This is a genomic window from Allohahella sp. A8 (assembly GCF_047946665.1).
GTDB lineage: Bacteria > Pseudomonadota > Gammaproteobacteria > Pseudomonadales > Oleiphilaceae > Allohahella.
The window spans coordinates 1,415,843-1,435,176 of record NZ_CP172312.1 but is presented as its reverse complement, the minus strand read 5'-3'; the positions used below and the strand labels follow the sequence as shown (position 1 = coordinate 1,435,176).

Below are 19,334 nucleotides of genomic sequence, written 5' to 3'. Positions count from 1 at the left end.
CTCCTATGGGCGCTATGGTTCTGACCGGTTGATAGGTGTTTATCTAGATGGAATGGGTCGTTTTCTGGTTCGGTATAGCCTTGGCCGTCATTCTGCTGGCGCGCTATTGGCTGCTGCGCAGAGAGAGTAAGCCGCGATTCGCTGAGCCCTTTGATGGCGTCGTCTATCAAGCCGGCTCCGCGGCCATCGTCGAGCGGCAGTGTGATTCCCCGTCAGCGACCGTGATCTGCATGCATGGTTTCGTCGAAAATCTCACCTATTTCACTGGTTTCTACGATCAGCCAGATGTGCAGCTGATCGCGGTGAACAGCTGCGCCTATCACTTGCCTATAGAAAATCCACGTTTCGTCGATGCGGACTGGATCAAGTCGCCGACCGCGCCGGAAGGCAGCATCGAGTACGATGCGCAGGTGCTGAATCAGGCGCTCGAGCATCTACCGAAGAGTCAGCGCGTTCGCGTGCATGGGCACTCGAGGGGCGGCGCGGTGGTTCTAGAGGCTGCCCGCCAGCGTCCTAATCTGTTTCAGGAGGTCGAGGTAATACTTGAAGCCCCCGTGCTTCCCCAGGCCCGACCGGTCTCGGCCATCTCACCCGCCGCCATGTGGTTCATGGGCTTTCTGGTGCCACTGTGGCGTCGCAAGCCAATCTCACGCCACAACCGTGGCGCCTGGGGCCCGCTCGAGGACGAGCGCAAACGCGCTTTCATTGAAGGCCTGCCCTTCAACTCCCGTCGCACCGACGTGATGGTGGCCAACCTGCGTTCAATGTTGTTGTGGATGGAAAAGAACGAAGCCGATATTTTTGGCTGTCTCACCCACGGCATCATCATCGTACCGGGTAAGGATCGCGTACTCGATGTCGAGTCGATGACCACCAGTGCCAAGTCCGCTGCGCGGCATGGCGTTTCCATCCTAGAGGTGGAACACTGCAGTCATTTTGTATTGCTCGATCGTCCAGATGTGTTTCCTTCGCTTGGCGTATGAGGCGTGGAGAGTAAACGAGTGAACCAGAGTACCGGCGGTAATGCCGTGCATGATGAAAGTAGACAGGACCCGCTCACGGGGTTGGGCGACCGCAAGAGATTTGAAGACGCCCTCGATAGCGCAATAGCTAAGGCTAACAGGGGCGCGACCAGTCTCGCTGTGCTGTTTCTCGACCTGAACCGCTTCAGGGAGATCAATGACCGCCTGGGCCATTCCGCGGGCGACCAGCTGCTGCAGGCCGTTGCGCAAAGGATACACAAGCTGACTGGCGAGTGTGATGTCGCTGCGCGCATGGGTGGCGATGAGTTCGGCATTCTGCTGGGAAGTCTTGATGCGCCTGAAGATGCAGCGGTCTTTGCCGCCTTACTGCTGGATGCGATGAGTGTGCCCATCATGGTTGAACATCAGTCACTGGTGGTCTCGGCCAACATAGGCATTGCAAGCTTTCCTGGAAGTGCAAGCTCGCGTATCGAATTGATGCAGCAGGCGGACGCAGCCTTGTATGAAGTAAAGAAAGCAGGTGAGCAAAACAGTTATCTGCACTTCTCCCCGGCCATCCAGAGTCAACTGCAGCGACATGTCGACATAGAGCACCAGCTACGGCTCGCCATATCCGAACGGCGAATTCAGCTGCTTTACCAGCCCCAGTTCAGGTTTCGCGACAAACAGATAGTGGGGGCTGAAGCACTGCTTCGGTTGAAGCAGATAGACGGCCATCTCCTGGACGCAGACAAGTTCATCACGACCGCCGGCAAGACAGGGCTGATCGTCGAACTTGGCCAGTGGGTGTCACAGCACGTATGCGAACAAATCAAGACCTGGGACCGTGTAGGCGTACCGGCGCTGTCCATTGCCGTAAACATCTCATCCAGAGAGCTGAACTTACCGAACTTTCTCAACGATCTCGAGCAGCGAATCGAGCGAGCCGCGATCGATCCGCGACGCATAGAACTTGACCTTGCCGAGGCCAACTTTGTGGATGCCGACGCCGAGAGAATTGCACTGCTGCAGGCGATCGGTCGAGTTGGATTCCATATTGCAATCGACGACTACGGCACCGGCTATTCTTCGCCAAGCCACCTGAAGAGCCTGCCGGTGCAGCGACTGAAGATTGATACTAGTTTCATCTGTGGTGCAGGCAGTGCGGTCGCCGACCCGGTAGTCGTCCAGGCCATCATCGATATGGCACATTCACTTGGCCTGGAGGTCATAGCTGAAGGAGTAGAGACCATCGAGCAGTTCGAATATCTTCGTGCGCTCGGCTGTGATTACGGACAGGGCTTTCTGATTGGTCAACCAATGTCTGCCGAAGCGCTGCACGAGCTGATTTGCCGTCGCCAGCAAGGGAAGGCCTGAGCGTCAATCAGCTTGGTCTCGGGAGCGTAAATACCTCGCCGAGTGAGGCATACTGACCGCCACCGAGCCGGCACAGCGGGTCAGCTTTCAGGGCATCGATCAGCGGCCGGCCCTTATCGTCCACCGTCATCACAGCGTTATCCACATACAGCTGTTTGACTTCACACAAGACCAGCATTTGCGGGCTAGGGCCCACTTCGATGGTCTGCAAGTATTCGCAAGCGAATGCGATCGGAGAGCCTGCGACTCTTGGTAGGTGAAAACCCTCGAAATCAGTCAGTTCCAGCCCCGCTCGACTCAGCTCGGACTCGCCATAGGGCAGGGTGCGCGAGGTTTCGGTCACCGCCGCCATTTGCCCCGCCGAAGCGATGTTGATGACACAGTGCCTTCGTTCACTCACGTTGACATAGCTGTCCTTGAAAGCGTCTTCGCTCTTTCGGCCCGCTGAAAAGATGACAGTGGGCGGCGCGCTGGACACAGCGGTGAAATAGGAAAATGGCGCCAGATTGTAGGGGTCGGCAGCACCCTCGGCATTGCTCGAGAGCACCCAGGCGATGGGTCGTGGGATCACGCTTTGAGTCATCCATTGATAGACGCGTGCGCTACTGAGATCGGAAAAGTCAACAATCATTTATAAGGTCCGGAAAAAGGAGAAAGGGCTTTCACTGCGCCCTGGGCATAGGCTCAGTCTACAGGGGGCGGGCGCGCTCGACAAAGCTCGACAGGGGCAGGGGCTTGGAGCCGCTCATCTGGCGAAACTGCACAATGGCCAGCTCAGCGGTACTGAGCGCATCGTGCAGGGCATTATGCGCCGGGTAAACCGGCAGGTCGTAGCGCTGGCGACACTGACTCAGCAGCAGCGAATCGTGGGTCAGCGGCTGGCCCGAGCGCTCGAGACGTCGCTGCTCGAGCTTCATCGTGTCGATATGCGGCGCATCCAGCGGTGGCAACCCAAGACGATCGAGGGCTGCTTCCAGGAAGCGGAGATCAAGAAAGGCATGGTGAAAAATGAGGACATGATCGGCCGCTACGGCCTGCAGCTCTGTCAGCGCCTGAGCCAATGTCACGCCACTGCGGCGCTCGGTGTCGGTGATGCCGTGTATGATGGCGCTCTCGCCGACGCTTTCAGTCGCCTCGATCAGCCAATGACTCGCTGTCGATAGACAGACCTCGCCATCCTCTATACCCACGGCGCCAATGCTCACGATCGCACCAGTCTCCGGATCAAGCGAGTTCATCTCCAGATCGACTGCCAGCAGCGGGTATTCGAGCCATGGTCGCTCGAAGCCGGCACCCGGGCCGCCAAAAAGACGCTGCAACAGACCCATGACTACACCAACCCTCGGCTGAAGCGCTGCTCGAGACCGCGTTGGGCCCGATCGATCAGGCGAAACACAGCCTTGAGGTGATTCCGCTGCAGACTGCTGAGCACTTTCGGGTCGAGCATATTGTCAGGCTGCTGACCGGCCTCGAGCTGGTCCAGCTGATTACGCAGACGTAGGTGGCAGATGAACTCGAAGGCGTCCAGCAGGTTGTTGGCATCATCCTGATTCAGCACACCAGCTGCTGCGCAAGCTCGCAGACGCGCGGGGGTAGCGGTTTCGGGGAGAGCGGCACTCAGCGCATAAACCCGAGCGATATCCGTGATCAGGCTCAGGCCGAAATGCTTGAGGTCAAGCGTCGCTTCGTTCTGACCACTTCGCGTAACGGCAAATTGCTTGAAGAATCCCAGCGGCGTCTTACGGCTGAGCGCATTCTTCGTCATGAGCGCCAGAAAGATATCCCGCTTTCGCGCCCTCGCCAGCACCTGACTCTGCAGTCGGCTGGAAAGATGGGTGTCGCCTGCGATGCCTCTGATGTCGTAGAAGATACTGCTATGCATCAGGCCCTTGCGGCTGGGCTGCTCGATCCAGCCATCGAAAGCCTGAACCCACTGGTCGAAAGACAGGCACCACTTGGGATTCTTCGCCATGATATCGCCAAGGCAGAGCGGAAAGCCGCATTGATCCAGCCCTTGACAGACGAAGGTCGCCAGCTTGAGGAAATAGGCTTTGGTGCTCTCAATATCTGCTTCAGGCCCGGCCGGGAGATACACTAGCGCATTGTCCTGATCCGAACCCGCGTGCTGCTCCATTCGCGCCTGAGAGCCAAAACTGAGCCAGCAGAAATCTGCTGGCGCCTCACCCAGGTCACCCTGAGCCAATTCTATCAAGCGGCGGGTTAGGGCATCGTTGATACCGGTGAAGATCTGCGCGATGTTTTCCGCGGTGAGATCGGCCCTGATCAGCTCGAACAGCAGGCGCTGGGTCTGAGAGGCATGCGCCTTGAGCTCCTTGAGCGTTTTGCTCTTCGCAATCTTGCTCACCAGGTAGAGCGGGTCGGTATTACGTACCCTCAACAAGTCCGACGCACTCATTACTCCAATCGGACGCTCACCATCGAGCACCGGTAGATGGTGAACGTTGTGCTGCAGCATGAGCAGGCCGGCTTCATGCACGAACATGTCGCGCGTGGCCGAGACCGGCTGCACGGTCATGATCGTGCTGATCGCTTCTCCCGGGTCACCTGAGACGGCCAATACTCTGGCCCTCAGGTCACGATCGGTGACGATGCCGACCAGGCGGTCGCCCTCCGTCACCAGCACCGATGACACCCGTTTTTCTGTCATCAGGATCGCAGCATCCTTGATGGCTGCATCCGCCTCGATGGCGACCAATTGCCTTGTCATGACCTCAGAGATACGCTGCACCGCCCGATACGCGCTATCGTCGTTACGAAGGCGAAAGCGAGCCGCCAGCGCCTGGGTAAAGTAGCGCTCAAAAGCCGGATGACGGTGCCTCAGGGCATGAAATGTACTCGCCGGCACTGCATACACCAGGATGTCTTCGGTCGCAATAATCTGATTGCCAGATATCTCCCCGGTCAAGAGGTAGGGAAATCCGAAGCTTGCGCCAGGCCCCAGCCTGTCTATAAGCTTGCCGTCGCTCGACTTCAACTCGATGGCACCCTTGCGGATGATATACAGCCGCGGCTTGTCCGGATCGAGGAAGTCACCATGATCGCCGGCCGTTCGGTATAGAATTTGGACGGCGTGAGCAAGTTCCCTGAGTGACTCGGGCGGGAGCTCGGAGAAGGGGTGGTGGGAAGCTATGAAGGCTTCTATGGGGGCGAGGTCTGGTGTCATCCTCACATTTTTGATCGAATTGGGGGTGGGGTGTTAGTAGACGAAGGTCGAATGTGTGGAGAGCCCGCAATTCACCAGCCTTGCGAAGTGATAGCCCCAAGCAAATCAACTCACTCGTCATCTAGCTGGTTATGTAATCCCCCCATTCCTAACCGGGCTTTTTCATAGAGCCTAAGCTGCTCGCAGCAGCCACCTCGGTGGCACTCCACCAATAGCCGTATTTGTCCGTTCGTTGTTGTAAGTCCAGAGCCATTGCGTAGCTGCAAGCTAGCGTGCGCAACCGACTCGAAGAGATGCAAGTCCAACCATTCGCGGCGAGCCGTCCTGTTGAACCGCTCGATGTAGGCATTCTGTGTTGGCTTACCCGGCTGTATGTAAAGCATCGTGATTTGCTGCTTGTTCGCCCGGGCCACCAGCGGCCCCGACAGCAGTTCGGGCCCATTATCACAACGAATCGCTGCAGGCTCTCGATGATCTGCTCCATAAATCGGATAACACGAGGACTGGGCATCGACAGATCCACATCCACCGCTAGACCCTCACGGTTGTAGTCATCGATCACATTCAGTATTCGCAGCTTCCTGCCATCGAGAAGTGTGTCGCTCATGAAGTCCAAAGACCACCTGATTTGGCGCAGTCGGGACGCTGAGTGCATCAGGCCCTTCGCGCTTGAGCCGTCGCCTAGGCTAGATACGCAGGTTCAGCTCCAACTCCCGATAAATCCGATACACGCGCTTATGGTTCCATCGATAGCCTTTCACGTTGCGCAGATAGAAATAGCACAAGCCAAAGCGCCATCGGCGGTGGGTGCTGGTGAGCTGCATCAACCAGTGAGCGATCTGAGCGTTCTCGCTCGATAGCCGACTCCTGTAGCGGTAACAAGTCTCGCTGATGCTGAAGCATTCGCGAGCCAGACGAATCGACAGGCCGTGTTCCTCAACGGCCGCTCTGGCCATCTCTCGTCGTTGAGTTGGCCTTACAACTTTCCTCGAGCGCTTCCTTGCGAATCTCGGATTTGATGCGCTCTTCTGCATACATCTTCTTGAGCCTGGCATTCTCTGCTTCGAGCTCTTTCATACGCCTCATGAGCGAGGCATCCATGCCGCCGAACTTGCTGCGCCACTGGTAGATCATCGCAGTGCTACAGGCGTGCTCTCGCGCCAGATCAGCGATTGATACGCCGTTCTCGTGCTGCTTCAGAATCGCCATAATCTGGCTGTCGGCAAAACGTGATTTCTTCATAGATCGCTCCTGACGTTCTCATCATAAAACGCTCTACTCAAAAGTTCCGTTAGAATCTGGGGGGAATACAAGTAACTCATAGAAGCTCACGGCACCAACCATACCAAAGCCTGAATAGTCAACAACATACCGAGAAAAAGATTCATCCGACTCTTTTACGGACGTCTATTACACTGCGCCTTGTAAGCGACCTTTTCAAATACCTTTTCAGACCGAACGGAAGTAAGCGTAGCAACTGAGCAACTCCAAATGTATGAGAATAGCGCCACAAAAAAATGAAAATTTTCTCTCGAAATGTGGCTTTCTCAACCTCGCGAGCTGTTACTTGCAAACCCGATATATAGGTGAAATCTAACTCGTGCGAAATACGGCGCCGCAATCCAACCTCGTTGAGATATGGCGCTACATAAAAATCTGGCAAATAGTTAACCACTAATTGTTCATTAGGTGGAATAACAGCAAGCTCTTCTAGCTCAGCGATTGCTTCAGATACTAGCGCTGCCAACTTATCGTTATCTACATCTATATCGTACAAAAAGACGTTTGGTCGACCTGCAGTTCGCTCGCTAAAGGCGCCAATTCTAGGAGCGATAATAGGCAAGCCAGAATCTATTGCGTAGCTCAATGTATAACTATACGTTTCTGGCCACAGAGCAGTGAAGAGTAGAATGTCAGCACCTTCGCTTCTAATGATATCTTTTAAGTCAGCATCGTTGTACGGACCGGTAGTTGTTACACCAGTTAACAAACGATAGGCGTAGCCTATAAGCTTGACCTGAAACTTACCACAGGGAGCTAGTTCCTTAGCCACGGCTTCTAGCCGATCCGCGCCTTTTTCCAAACCGAGGGCACCGACAGCGGCTATGGTATAACTTTTCTTTCGCTTGAAGGGTAGAGCGTCTGAAGCTGTATTACGCCCCGGTTCAGGATGCGGAGTAGTTACGTGACGCGATGGCACGATTTTCTGTAGAACGATCTCTTTCGTCGATAAGGATGGAAATATTACGAGTGAAGAGTCTAGGATAGCACGGGGTATCGAACAGACCCCCGTTTCAATCTTCGCATTGTCGAACCGGCCATTGCTATCAGTCAAGGTCGGCGTTCCGAAGAACGCCTGAAAATCATGTGCAGTGATAATGCTTTTGCACGAGAGTTTAAGAGGCAAGTCGTATATAGAGGCGTCGAACCCGCTCGTTTGGTGAAAATGGACGCAGTCAATACCCGCTAGCTGCAGGAAAAGCAGTAACTCGCTAAAGTTTCCCTGAGGAAAAGATACCGAGAATAATCGGTTTGGATGGCCAATTCGCAATAGACAGGCTTCCGATGATAGGGGCAGCAATTCGAAGGAAATAATCTTCTTAGCGATCACATCCTTGAGCTCATCGACATGTTGCCGAACCCCTCCTCCGAGATTATGCAAGACATGCAAGACTATAGGTGACGCGGTCTGGAACGATACTTGAAGATATCGCAGTAAACGATGATGGACCAGAGGATCGGCAGAAATGAATTGCGCGACTTGTTGGTGATACGTTGGATAAATCCGATCCAAGGTTTGCATTGCGCGCTCGATCAATTGATCTTTCTGAGATCCAAAACTGATGCTTCCTTCATGGTGGGCATAACAATTTGCTGATATAGCATTCATCCAACCATGAGCTATAGCTCGTTGACAGAAATCGTTTTCCTCACCGTACCCGCGGGGAAAATTTTTCGCGTCCAACTGTCCTATTTCAATCAATGCTCGTCGTTTTATATATAAGCAGAATCCCACGCCTGTTGGGGCGGAAATCAGGGGGAGGCGAGCTGAATTAAATGCGCTCCATAGCCGGATTAAAGGCTGATCAGAAAAAGTGGTGCTTTCGACTGGAAATTCGGGGAAACTACATATCGTCGCATTGTTCGAAAAGGGACTAACAGTGGCAATTCGCTTATTGGAATAAGCATCGAGTGCAAGCGTCTCAAAGCAATCCGGCGATACAACTACATCGCTGTTAACCAATATCACATCGTGATTTCCCGCTAACTCTACGCCGCGATTAACCGTATGAACAAAGCCAAGATTACTTTGGTTCTCCAGAACATGCACGCTCTGATGCTCCATGAATGACGAGAGAAGAGCTTTTATTTCTCTTTCAGGGCTGGCATCGTTAATCAGATAAAGTTGAGCGCCCGGCATTCGCTCGAGTGCGACCAGACATGATAAAATGCACCGCAGGGTAACCTCAGCATTTTTGTAAATCGGAACAACTATAGAGACGCCATTCTCTCTTCTACATGCTATCTCTTCGATACTGTAAACATCAGATGCTACGACTCTAGGCATACCAAGTTATCCGGATTATTGTAAAGTTCCCTGAATCCCAAACCACCTTCACTATAGACGGTAAGGCTTACGAGCAATAAATATTTCGAGAGCACCTGAAATTTCAGCGAATCTTTGAGACTTTGAATACGCTGCTGAGCAGAGCGGAGAAAATAATGCCTGGTATTTGTTGAATTCCGCTGAAAACTTCTGGCCGACCATGATATTGTCGATTGCCAGCGACGTTAAGTTTCTGTTGCTCGCCTGCAAAAGCCCAGGACACTCAGGGGGAACTTTCACCGTAACTTCGAAGCCTGCTAATTTGAGTTTTTCAATGACGTCCCAGCCATTGCGGCGAAAGACTTTTGCATTATCACCGTGCACTTCGTTATCGACGGGAAAGGTGAAGTCGGTTTGAATCGGGATCCCTAAAACAAGGACACCCCCTGGTCGCAAGACTCGGTAGCATTCACTAATTGCTGCAAGATCATCAGGGATATGCTCGAGAACATGGGAACTAGCTATAATATCGAATCGTCCGGATTCGAAATGTATATTCATAAGGTCGACATTTTCAGGACTTTGGAAGCCCGCCTGATAGAAGTCAGCACAAATAACGTTCGTGCCCGCCCGGTCGAGCTGAATAATATAGGCGTCTTTAAGCAGCCGATATCCTTCGCTTGAGGACTCAAGCATTGACAAAGAATAGTTTTCCCCATTCTTAAATTCACCTAGAGCAAAATTTATTGCCGCGTAGTAGAAACGGTTGCGGGCGTTACAGCCACACTCGGAACAGTTCAGCCCTTCGCAATGAATACCGAGATTATTTTCAGAATACGTAGCCGGCTTGGCGCAGAGAGGGCAAATACTATTCATGGGCTTAGTCCGTCGATTAAAAGAAAAAGGAAGTTTCATCAGCTATTGATCGTAAGAAGTTTACGTAAATTTGCATTATGTGCAGCTTCACTGAATGTTGCTAAAACATCGTGCTGGACTTGAACAGAACCTCCTGAATGATTCTGAATATAATTGGCTGTTTTATCGGCAAGCTCCTCAAGGCTACCAACGAGATCTCCCACCCCAGTGGTTTGCACGATCTCTCTTGGCCCTGCAGCATTAAGTACTATCGGAAAAGCCCCCATTCCGATTGCTTCAATTACTGTCATGCCAAAATGCTCAAAAAGCTCAGGATGTTGAAGCTCCTGCTCACCATAGCCAGTCATATGCCAATAAACAGAGCAGTTTCTCATGGCAGATTGGACGAATTCAAAAGTTGCGTCCCGATAAACGTCGATGGGAAAACCCTCCGCCGCTATTCTCACAGCGTCATAATAGGCAACATTCTCAGGATCGTTGCTATCTACACTGCCTATGAGCATCAACCTCCACCCAGAAGCGGGGTGGTTTGTCGCCAAGTCCTTAAAAGCCGATACCATCTCCAACTGCTTTTTCGAATGGCCGTGCGGCGTAAACCTACCGACACTTAAAATAAGTTTTTCCTTATGCAGAGCTACTTTGCTGTCGATTAAGTCGGAACGATATGGAGGGTAGAGAAGCTGCACGTTCGAGCTTTCGCCCCAATAGCGTAAGCACCACTGCCGCGTAAACTCAGAGTTTGCGAGAAAAGTATACGAATTAATGAATGCCGCGGACGCGCCCGGTGTGGGAAAGCTCACCAGGTAGAAAGACTGTTTAGCTTTGGACACAAGGGTCGATTGATAAGTTGAATTTACAAAAACATCATATTCAAGACTCAGAGACTCGTAGGGTTCAGAAATTATTCGTTTTTTTACGCTAGACAACTCAACCGAGAAATATGCTGCAAGCGCATCAAGATCGAAGTTGGTTTCACTTATGAGCTCAACATCGCCGATCCCAGTCAAGTACTGCGCGACCAAAAGTGCTCGAGCTTCGCCACCTCCCAAGCTGTTCCAGTAACTATTGTAGACTCCGATTTTCTTGTACGGCCGACGATAAAGGGGCACAGCATTACGGATCTTATTGACGGTTTCAGCCCAGACGACCGGCACCGTAGATAGATTTCTAGCAAACTCCTTGTCATCATCGGTGCAAGCATTGCCGAGCACAAAATTCGCTAGATGCGCTGACTCTAACCTTTTTGTTTCGTAGAGGGCTTCCGCTTCTACGATATCCTTATCGAGTAGTTCGTAAAGGACCCGATTACGGTAGGTTAGGGTCCTCCAACGCACACTTTTCTCTATGCTCGTGGCAGAGTGATAATGATAGAGAACACTTCCAGGATTGTATAAAATTTCATAACCCCTGCGGCGTAGTCGACGAGACAGATCGGAGTCCTCGAAGTATGCGAAGAAGTCGGAAAAGAAAATTTCTTCATCTTCAAGTGCGAACCTTTTGAATGCGGTTGAACATCCACACAGAAAAGGAACTAGCTGAGGATTGCTAAACTTAAGAGAGTCGCGCTCGCCGAAGCCCCTGTCGAAGGGCATTCCATTGGCCGCCTGCCCACTGCCGGCATTATTAATTACGAAGAAAGCCTGTTGGTGGTCGAAGTGATCCAGCTCTAGATATAGGGTTGTATCGTCTTCTAACTTACTTCGAAACGATTTGGTATTGCCTGATAAAGCAATAGTGATGTCGTCCGGATTAATAGCTTCTTCGAACTGAAGGGTAAGTGACTTTTCGATAGGGATGAATAGTCTCAAAGGACAGTCAGGGTGAATGCACAAAATCTGAGCTTCTTCGTGACCGCTTTGGATAAAAACTTTCGGGTAGCTAAGAGTTTCCAGCAAACGCTGGTAATTCAGCTGCTGTATTTTTTTTGTAGCTAAAGTTATTTCAAGGAATTTTCCTTCGAACCGAACTTTGGATGTTACGGCGCCGACTCTAGAATAGGTTTCTAATGGACGTATAAGTTCATGAAGCCAATTTCCCTCAACTCTCACGTCATTATTAAGCAAAACTATTACTGAGCCAACCGAGGCCCGAAAACCTATATTACACCCTTCGGCGAAGCCAAGATTAGCTGCGTTTTCAATTATCTTTATAGCTGCAGGGAAGTTTCGAGCGAGAGTAACCGACTGATCATTCGAGGCATTATCGACAAAAATGATCTCGAAGTTGGAGTAACTCTGAATCTTTAGGCTATCAAACAGTTTCTCAAGGTAAGATGCGCCATTGAAGTTCACAATGATTATCGACGCCAAGGGTGTCGGGGGCAACGTTGGCTGTGTATCGAGGTCTTCTAATTGTATTTCTCTTGCTGAAGCATGATCTAAAGCGCTTCCTCTGCTATTGGTAACTCTACGCTCATTCTCACCGAATTTCATATAATGAAGAAGTGGATTCACTCCGGCAGCTGCCACATCCGGATGATGAGAAAGATAAAATTCTACATCGAAGCCAGCCGAAGGGTCTCGATGTTCGCGCCAGCCATATCGACAGAAATGGTTGAGGGGATTCATTCCAGCTCTTGCTACGTCAGCGTTGTGCATTAAGTAGAATTCAGTATCAAAAAACGGGCTTGGATTGCGCCCTTCAGCCCACCCCCTCGTAATGTAGTGTTCGAATGCAGAAACTTTCGCAGACCGGATGTCTGGATAACAACGGAGATAATATTCTGGCGAAAACAGGGCCTCGACATCTTGATGTAGACCTAGGCCATATCTATCGCGAGTCATGTTCTTTAACTTACGCAGCTTTTCATTTATCTGATTAGCGATTTTATATTTCATCAAGTGAATATTACCTTCTCACAGTATCAGCATGCTGAATCACACAGACGATCTTCCGATCATAGCCCAAATTTATTCATTATCTTCACTATACGTCTCGACCGAGTTAAGCGCGCATCAGTTATAAGCTGGGCATTGTCCAATCTTGCCGTTTCGTACATAGATTTCAGATTCTGAAGCGTCTGCTCATTATCTAATTTTAAGAACCTGAGATATTTAAGTTCATCAGTAGTAGCAATAGATTTAAGTTCTAGCATCTTAATCTCATGCTGCAAAGCGTTGATCTTCTCCTGGAGAGTGAACCGAATTTTTTCAGACTTCGTGTGGTGCGATTTAAATTCATGTTGACTTGCCTTGTAAAGCCGCATTAAGACTTCGACAACATCCGCAGGGTGGAGTCCACGGTCAATTACGGAGTGCGGACTATTTTCGATATGCGAGTTTAAAGACGTTGCAAGCTCATCATTTGCTTTAGAAAGCATCAACTGGTACAGACGTTCGGCGTGATTAAGTATAGCAACGCTACTTATATGAAAGTTCGTCTCGTTAAAATGCGAAAGATCTTTGGATATGAAGTCAGCGCAATAGTTATCGAGATCCATTTCATTAATAGATTTCTCAAATCCCAATTTGAGAGCCAGCCGCTTTATTTGGTATGCAGGATCTTCTATTAAGTTACCATAAGAAACATAGCTCAAATGCTCCTGATGCGTATGAGCCATCGCTTCAGAAACATATTTAATATACAGCAAGAGGCCTACTTCAAGTGGTATGCCATCCCGAACCAGGAGAGACTGAGCGATCGCTTGTGGCTGCCTCACCGAAAAGACGTACTTAACATCCACATGGGCTTGTTTAAAAACCTCTTTCCAGAATGGTAACAGAATAGATGTTCGGGGGTCTTTGAAGCCAAAGACATCAGTTTCTGCAAGCCTTGCCTGTAGCAGGGATAATGCGGCTTTAGTCTCAGCAATGAGCTCAAATTCATCAATATTTCTTGACGGGGCCGGCGAATCCCAGGATGTGCCCATTTTTTTAAGCAACTGTTCGTTCAAAGCGTGGAAGCTGATATCTTCCCAGAAGCCTTTATCGTTTTCCCCCTTCGCGGGAGGCATAAGATTGTCCCCAAGCTCAACCCCAAAGGTGCAAAGCCCACGAGTTAAGGCGCTGGACCCCGACCTGTGCATCGCTAGTACTACGACAACGGTTTTTTTCAAAAATCTCTCCATTTACTTGCAATTCGACTACTTCCCTATAGGAGAATAGGCTCGTCGAGCGTGGGCGTTCTTAGTTGGACTTCGTAAAAAAAGGTTTCAGCGAGAAGTTAACGACCCCAGTAGACAGTCGGTCTTCACTCCCAGCCACTTTGAAAGGCATGGCATCTACAATTCTCGCCAGGAAGCTATCCTCACCGTCGGAGTTCAAACCTCTCACGCCTACATTGAAGAAGTAGAAACCAGGGTTTAGGCTACAGTTCCACTCAAAGCTCACTGAATAACAGCCGCTACAGTCCGCTTGTGCACCTGATTTTCTTCCTTCAGATGAAGAAGAACTGCCACCAACTTCAATTCCAGTGATCGTTTTGATCATAATTCCAAATCGGACATGAGACGCTTGCTCACGAAAGCGCACCGTATAGTTGAAGGTGTAGATTTCTCCACCGAGAAGCGTATTTACGCGGTCACCTCGGCCGTTCAAGATTCTGATATCGGCTATATCAATCTTTGCCTCGCCGTACCTAACCGCGCTGTCAGAATGCAAATTCTCATCGAAGCTTTCAGCGAAGGCCTCCTCAGAAGATGAACTTTCCTCAATTCCGCTAGTCGCTAAAGCCTTCGTCTCTTCAGTAAAACTTTGGATAATGGCCTGGCGCTGGTCAACGGGGGAATACATCAGTTTTTGATAGTAGCCTACTATCATCTTGGGCGCCCCCTCGGCCAACAGTCTCCCATGATCTAATAAGATTGCTCTATCACACAGCTCAATTACAGCACTTGCTGAATGTGACACGAACAATATGGTCGCACCACTACGTTTAATATCTTCGATCTTGGCAAAGCATTTTCGCTGGAAGCGCTCGTCGCCAACTGCAAGTGCTTCATCGACGATGAGTATCTTCGGTTCAAGGTTAATGGCAACGGAAAACGCCAATCTGACAACCATTCCGCTAGAGTATGTTTTTACTGGCTGATCTATAAAATTGCCGATATCGGCAAACTTTTCAATCTCGCTATATTTTTCATCAATCTCTTGAACCGTGAGCCCGAGCACTGCACCGTTGAGATACACGTTCTCGCGCCCGGTAAACTCCGGATTAAAACCCGACCCAAGTTCTAGCAAAGCCGCGATTCTACCCGTTGTCTCAACCGTGCCTTCTGAGGGGTTCAGAGTTCCACAGATTAGCTGTAACAAGGTTGACTTGCCCGAGCCATTGTGTCCGACTATGCCAACAGTCTCTCCGCGCCGGACTTTGAAACTAACACCTTTCAACGCTTCAAACTCGCTGTAGTAGACACGAGCCTTCATTTGCATATGGCGTCGCAGTCTCGGTAAAACAAACTGCTTCAATCGATCTGCTGGCTTCTCATAAATGTGGTAAAACTTTGCCACATTATCTACATTAATCACCGTATCAGAGCACATCAGCGAAACCCTTGCGAGTCTTCTGAAACCAGTAATAACCTACCTTAGCAACTGCCGTTGCGATGGCATAATAAATTACCAACCCCCTCCAGTCCGGCATATTTCCCCAAATTATTACTGCTCGGAACTCTTCTATGATAAATGTCAGCGGATTTATCATTAACAGCCATCGATGTTCTTCCGGCAGGGCCGTGATAGGGTAGAAAACTGGTGCCAAGAAAAGTAGAGCCGAAGTAATCAGACCCATGGCTTGATGAAGGTCTCTCACGTACACACCCATAGACGAAAGGAACCACGAAATACCAACGCCAAGGATTCCGAGAGGAAGCAATATGATAACGACCAAGATTGAGGTTGGATGAATCACACCGTTGAGAACCGCATAAGCCAACATGAGGACGAGCACACTAACTGCAGAATTATAAAATGCTGTGCCGACTGATGATACGGACAGCAGATCTATGGGAAATATGACTTTTTTTACGAAATTGGCATTTGAAACTATCAGATTTGGCGAATTACTTATAATTTCAGCGAAGAAACCGTGGACGATCAGACCAGAAAAAAGAAGAAGCGCAAAATGTGGCGTTAACTCGCTACTGCCGGTGTCCCAGCGAGCTTTGAAAACAATCGAAAACACGAAAGTATAGATCGCGAGCATTATGATAGGCGTCAAGAAGGCCCATGCCGTGCCCAGCATCGAGCCTTTATACCGCGCGGCTATCTCTCTTCGAGAGATTTGCACCACGAGGTATCTGTTCTCGAGAGCTCGCTTCCAGAGCTTGATCAGTGAGGCGGAGTGGCTGGTATGGGAGTTTCTACTCATACTTGGTGTATCCAAAACTTTATTCGAGGACAGCGTGGAAAACCCATTGGTAGAAGAGCTTCTACGGCTACAGGAAATGCTTCCAGGGTCGAATGCCAGGCTTCAGCATCTTGAAAAGCGGAGGACGCAGCCTCCCTTGTTGCGGCTGAATAGTATAGATTCATCGAAAAGGGTGCAATGCCGACGAGCCCAGTCTATGAATCCCGTTTTCAAAGCCATCTGGCGAACGAAACATATGTATCAGGTAAGGCCGCCTGCCTGTGTTGAGCGTCCGCCATGCTCGGGATCGCGCATGAGACCGAGCTTAAGGCGCGGCTACATATCGGCTGAAGATCAGCCGGCAGCACGCAGGAGAACCTCCACGACGCGGTCCTGCTGTTCATCCGACAATCCGACCCACAGCGGTAAGCGGACTAGCCGTTCCGAGTGGAGATTCGTGGCATCTAGTACCATGTGTCCGACCATAACGTTTACCGGCAGGCGAGGAGTGAAGCGGTACGTAGTGGAAAACCGACCAGATTTCACTGCCCCTGAACGCATCAAGCACCTTTTGGCGGTCGATTTCCAACGACAGGAGAACATAGTACATATGGGCGTTGTGTTCGCACTCGTCGGGAATAATTGGGCGTCTCAATAGTCCCTTAGCTTCAAGCGGCTTAAGGAGCTCGTGGTACCGTTGCCAGATTGCCATCCGTTCTTTGGTTATTCGATCTGCCTCTTCGAGTTGTGCCCACAGAAAGGCAGCAATAAGCTCTCCTGGCAGGAATGATGAACCGACTTCTTGTCAAGTATACTTGTCGACCTCTCCTCTGAAAAACCGGCTGCGGTCGGTGCCTTTTTCGCGGATGATTTCTGCACGAAGACTTAGATCATCGCTATTCACAAGCAGCGCGCCTCCTTCTCCCGAGATGACGTTCTTTGTCTCATGGAAGCTGTAAGCCCCCAAGTCGCCAATACTTCCCAGTGCCTGCCCCTTGTAAGACGCCATCACCCCCTGCGCTGCGTCCTCTACTACTTGCAATTCATGTCGGCGGGCAATGGCCATAATCGTATCCATCTCGCAAGCCACTCCCGCGTAATGCACGGGAGCAATGGCGCGGGTACGCGGTGTGATAGCAGACTCAATCAGGGTCTCGTCTAAATTTAACGTATCGTTTCTAATGTCCACAAATACCGGAACCCCACCGCGGAGCACGAAGGCATTGGCGGTAGAAACAAAGGTATACGAGGGCATGATGATCTCGTCGCCGGGCTGAATGTCCAACAACAGTGCGGCCATCTCGAGTGCCGCCGTACAGGAGTGGGTAAGCAACCCCTTTTTGCACCCCGTACGCTCCTCCAGCCAACCAAGACAGCGCTTGGTGAAATGGCCATCGCCTGCCAAACTACCGTTAGAGTGCGCTTCCGCGATGTAATACAACTCCTTGCCTGTCATGTGGGGCCAGTTGAAAGGATTGGCATTGGCTGGCTTTTTCATTCTATTTTTTTTCCCAACGATCTATCTGGATCCACCAACGGGAAAGTTTATGCCGAGCTTAATCCCAGCGAGGTCTAACGCCATGAAGCCTTGGAAGACTCTATTCACAAACGCATTCACTTTGAGTTCGCAACCAGGATCGAAAGATTCCTTCTTGCGCTGTTGCAGGGCCCTCGATAGCATCATTGCCGGAGCATACAGATCACAATGCCAGGCTGATACAGCAGGCTGTCTTGAAGGCTGGTTGTCAGAACAAGCCGCCGGTGCTCCACAGCGACAACGGTAGCGGGATGAGGGCCCCGACGATGCGCAAGAAACTGACTGAACTGGGTATCACACCGAGCTTCAGCCGCCCGAGTGTGAGCAACGACAATGCCTTTATCGAGTCGATGTTCCGGACAGTAAAATACTGCCCCCAATGACCGTCAGCTGGCTTTGCCGCGCTCGATGATGCCAGAGCCTGGGTGCATAAATTTATGCGTTGGTATAACGAGGAGCATCAGCACAGCGGCATTAATTATGTCACACCTGCCGAGCGCTAGGCTGGCAAAGACATCGAGATCCTGGCTCGGCGAAAAGCGGTCTATCAGGCTGCGAAGCAGCGCAATCCGCGACGATGGTCTGGCGAGGTTCGCGACTGGACGCCGACGGAAATAGTAGAGCTGAATCCGCCGAAAAAAGGAACAGCGGTGATGACAGAGAAATCCAAAAAAGCTGCGTAGCTAGACCGTGCAACTATGTTGACAACTACCGGCCGCTCCGCAGCCGTTCCGTTCTCCACCGCTGACTATAAACCCGTAGGGAAAACCACAGGCATCAACGGCCAGATGAATCTTGGACGTGTTGCCAGCCCTGCTTTTGCCGATACGTTCGCTTTCTCCGCCAGCAGCGCCTGCACTGTGCTGATGAGCCTTGATGTAACTCCCATCCATAAAAACCCACTCAAGATCCGGGTCCTTTACCAGTCTCTCGAGACGCTTCCAGGCCCCTTTCCGCGAGCAGGCGTTGAATCGCGTATAGACCGAATTCCACTTCCCAAAGTCTGGCGGCAGATCTCGCCAGGGCACGCCAGTTCTGATCCGATCGAGTATGCCCTCGATCGTTTCACGAAGATCTCTCTTGAAGTAGATATCCAATTGAAGCAAGATCGTCCGTAGCTCGTCACTGAGCATGTGTCGGGGCATTGCAAGCTCGTATGTTGTCGGGGTCGCAACCGCAACAATACGAGCTTTCTTTTACTTTTCAAAGAGTTACGCGCAAACATCAACAACCCCTAGTGCGTCAAAGCAGCCAAGCAGACACAACTTTCGTGCAAGTGAGAATGGGCGCGGGCATGGTTTGGCCAAGAAGATCGGCCAAAAAACAAAACAGCTTCTACTCGTGTATGATGCTGGCGCTTAGTGCCAGCCAGCTGGGACGCTAACGAGCTTGTCAGAACCTCTCGATGTGCAACTTTTAACGCTGCCGATGAAGCCGAGCTCTGGACCGTGCGAAACGCACTCGACCCCGGCCCGAGAGCAAACTGAGCCCATAAACCTTCAGCGGAGGCGCTTCCGGTGATAGCCCCTACTGGGGTCGGCTGGACAAGCGATGCAGTTGTCGATT

At 50.9% G+C, this 19,334-nt stretch carries 13 protein-coding genes and 3 pseudogenes; 4 read left to right on the top strand and 12 right to left on the bottom strand.

Annotated elements, in window-relative coordinates:
• Window positions 1-47 precede the first annotated feature (47 nt).
• Both ACH3PB_RS06605 and ACH3PB_RS06600 read left to right on the top strand, forming a co-directional pair.
• Window positions 48-983: an alpha/beta fold hydrolase gene (locus tag ACH3PB_RS06605; protein ID WP_416398665.1), complete on the top strand. Its 936-nt coding sequence runs from the start codon at window positions 48-50 to the stop codon at window positions 981-983.
• Window positions 984-1,001: 18 nt separating this feature from the next.
• Entirely contained in the window at window positions 1,002-2,339 is a 1,338-nt protein-coding gene (locus ACH3PB_RS06600; RefSeq protein WP_416398664.1) for a putative bifunctional diguanylate cyclase/phosphodiesterase, read from the top strand.
• Window positions 2,340-2,346: 7 nt separating this feature from the next.
• Here ACH3PB_RS06600 and ACH3PB_RS06595 read toward each other — a convergent pair whose 3' ends face one another.
• From ACH3PB_RS06595 to rffA, 11 genes and pseudogenes are all read right to left on the bottom strand, one after another.
• Window positions 2,347-2,970 carry a flavin reductase family protein gene (locus ACH3PB_RS06595; protein ID WP_416398663.1) on the bottom strand — a complete coding sequence of 208 codons (624 nt, stop codon included), beginning with the start codon at window positions 2,968-2,970 and terminating at the stop codon, window positions 2,347-2,349.
• Window positions 2,971-3,028: 58 nt separating this feature from the next.
• Window positions 3,029-3,667: a 3'-5' exonuclease gene (locus tag ACH3PB_RS06590; RefSeq protein WP_416398662.1), complete on the bottom strand. Its 639-nt coding sequence runs from the start codon at window positions 3,665-3,667 to the stop codon at window positions 3,029-3,031.
• A gap of 2 nt (window positions 3,668-3,669) precedes the next feature.
• Window positions 3,670-5,523 carry a putative nucleotidyltransferase substrate binding domain-containing protein gene (locus ACH3PB_RS06585; RefSeq protein ID WP_416398661.1) on the bottom strand — a complete coding sequence of 618 codons (1,854 nt, stop codon included), beginning with the start codon at window positions 5,521-5,523 and terminating at the stop codon, window positions 3,670-3,672.
• Between the two features lie 171 nt (window positions 5,524-5,694).
• A pseudogene (locus ACH3PB_RS06580) lies at window positions 5,695-6,765 on the bottom strand (IS3 family transposase).
• A gap of 142 nt (window positions 6,766-6,907) precedes the next feature.
• Window positions 6,908-9,091, bottom strand: coding sequence for a glycosyltransferase (locus tag ACH3PB_RS06575; RefSeq protein ID WP_416398660.1), 2,184 nt, complete (start codon window positions 9,089-9,091; stop codon window positions 6,908-6,910).
• Between the two features lie 51 nt (window positions 9,092-9,142).
• The gene (locus ACH3PB_RS06570; protein ID WP_416398659.1) at window positions 9,143-9,946 is read right to left on the bottom strand and encodes a class I SAM-dependent methyltransferase; all 804 of its coding nucleotides are present in this window, start codon (window positions 9,944-9,946) and stop codon (window positions 9,143-9,145) included.
• Window positions 9,947-9,984: 38 nt separating this feature from the next.
• The gene (locus ACH3PB_RS06565; protein WP_416398658.1) at window positions 9,985-12,783 is read right to left on the bottom strand and encodes a glycosyltransferase; all 2,799 of its coding nucleotides are present in this window, start codon (window positions 12,781-12,783) and stop codon (window positions 9,985-9,987) included.
• A gap of 59 nt (window positions 12,784-12,842) precedes the next feature.
• Window positions 12,843-14,000, bottom strand: coding sequence for a sulfotransferase family protein (locus ACH3PB_RS06560; RefSeq protein ID WP_416398657.1), 1,158 nt, complete (start codon window positions 13,998-14,000; stop codon window positions 12,843-12,845).
• Between the two features lie 70 nt (window positions 14,001-14,070).
• Window positions 14,071-15,426, bottom strand: coding sequence for an ABC transporter ATP-binding protein (locus tag ACH3PB_RS06555; RefSeq protein WP_416398656.1), 1,356 nt, complete (start codon window positions 15,424-15,426; stop codon window positions 14,071-14,073).
• On the bottom strand, window positions 15,416-16,252 hold the full coding sequence (locus ACH3PB_RS06550) for an ABC transporter permease (protein ID WP_416398655.1): 837 nt from the start codon (window positions 16,250-16,252) through the stop codon (window positions 15,416-15,418). The genes ACH3PB_RS06555 and ACH3PB_RS06550 overlap by 11 nt, the downstream gene beginning before the upstream one ends.
• Window positions 16,253-16,631: 379 nt before the next feature.
• A pseudogene (rffA, locus tag ACH3PB_RS06545) lies at window positions 16,632-17,687 on the bottom strand (dTDP-4-amino-4,6-dideoxygalactose transaminase).
• 275 nt (window positions 17,688-17,962) lie between these two features.
• On the opposite strand from rffA, the gene ACH3PB_RS06540 reads away from it, so the two are divergent.
• Window positions 17,963-18,151 (top strand): hypothetical protein, encoded by a 189-nt coding sequence (locus tag ACH3PB_RS06540; RefSeq protein ID WP_416398654.1) that lies wholly within the window; start codon window positions 17,963-17,965, stop codon window positions 18,149-18,151.
• A 54-nt stretch (window positions 18,152-18,205) separates the two neighbouring features.
• Window positions 18,206-18,271, top strand: coding sequence for a hypothetical protein (locus ACH3PB_RS06535; protein ID WP_416399425.1), 66 nt, complete (start codon window positions 18,206-18,208; stop codon window positions 18,269-18,271).
• Window positions 18,272-18,481: 210 nt separating this feature from the next.
• Here the strand turns inward: ACH3PB_RS06535 and ACH3PB_RS06530 are convergent.
• Window positions 18,482-18,913: pseudogene (locus tag ACH3PB_RS06530) on the bottom strand (IS5 family transposase); the annotation flags it as partial.
• Between the last annotated feature and the right edge of the window lie 421 nt (window positions 18,914-19,334).

What these genes read in the sequence shown, in the direction of transcription:
- ACH3PB_RS06570 (WP_416398659.1), bottom strand. Translation starts at nt 9,946, where the DNA reads ATGAATAGTATTTGCCCTCTCTGCGCCAAGCCGGCTACGTATTCTGAA.
- ACH3PB_RS06565 (WP_416398658.1), bottom strand. Translation starts at nt 12,783, where the DNA reads ATGAAATATAAAATCGCTAATCAGATAAATGAAAAGCTGCGTAAGTTA.
- ACH3PB_RS06585 (WP_416398661.1), bottom strand. Translation starts at nt 5,523, where the DNA reads ATGACACCAGACCTCGCCCCCATAGAAGCCTTCATAGCTTCCCACCAC.
- ACH3PB_RS06590 (WP_416398662.1), bottom strand. Translation starts at nt 3,667, where the DNA reads ATGGGTCTGTTGCAGCGTCTTTTTGGCGGCCCGGGTGCCGGCTTCGAG.
- ACH3PB_RS06575 (WP_416398660.1), bottom strand. Translation starts at nt 9,091, where the DNA reads ATGCCTAGAGTCGTAGCATCTGATGTTTACAGTATCGAAGAGATAGCA.
- ACH3PB_RS06550 (WP_416398655.1), bottom strand. Translation starts at nt 16,252, where the DNA reads ATGAGTAGAAACTCCCATACCAGCCACTCCGCCTCACTGATCAAGCTC.
- ACH3PB_RS06595 (WP_416398663.1), bottom strand. Translation starts at nt 2,970, where the DNA reads ATGATTGTTGACTTTTCCGATCTCAGTAGCGCACGCGTCTATCAATGG.
- ACH3PB_RS06555 (WP_416398656.1), bottom strand. Translation starts at nt 15,426, where the DNA reads ATGTGCTCTGATACGGTGATTAATGTAGATAATGTGGCAAAGTTTTAC.
- ACH3PB_RS06605 (WP_416398665.1), top strand. Translation starts at nt 48, where the DNA reads ATGGAATGGGTCGTTTTCTGGTTCGGTATAGCCTTGGCCGTCATTCTG.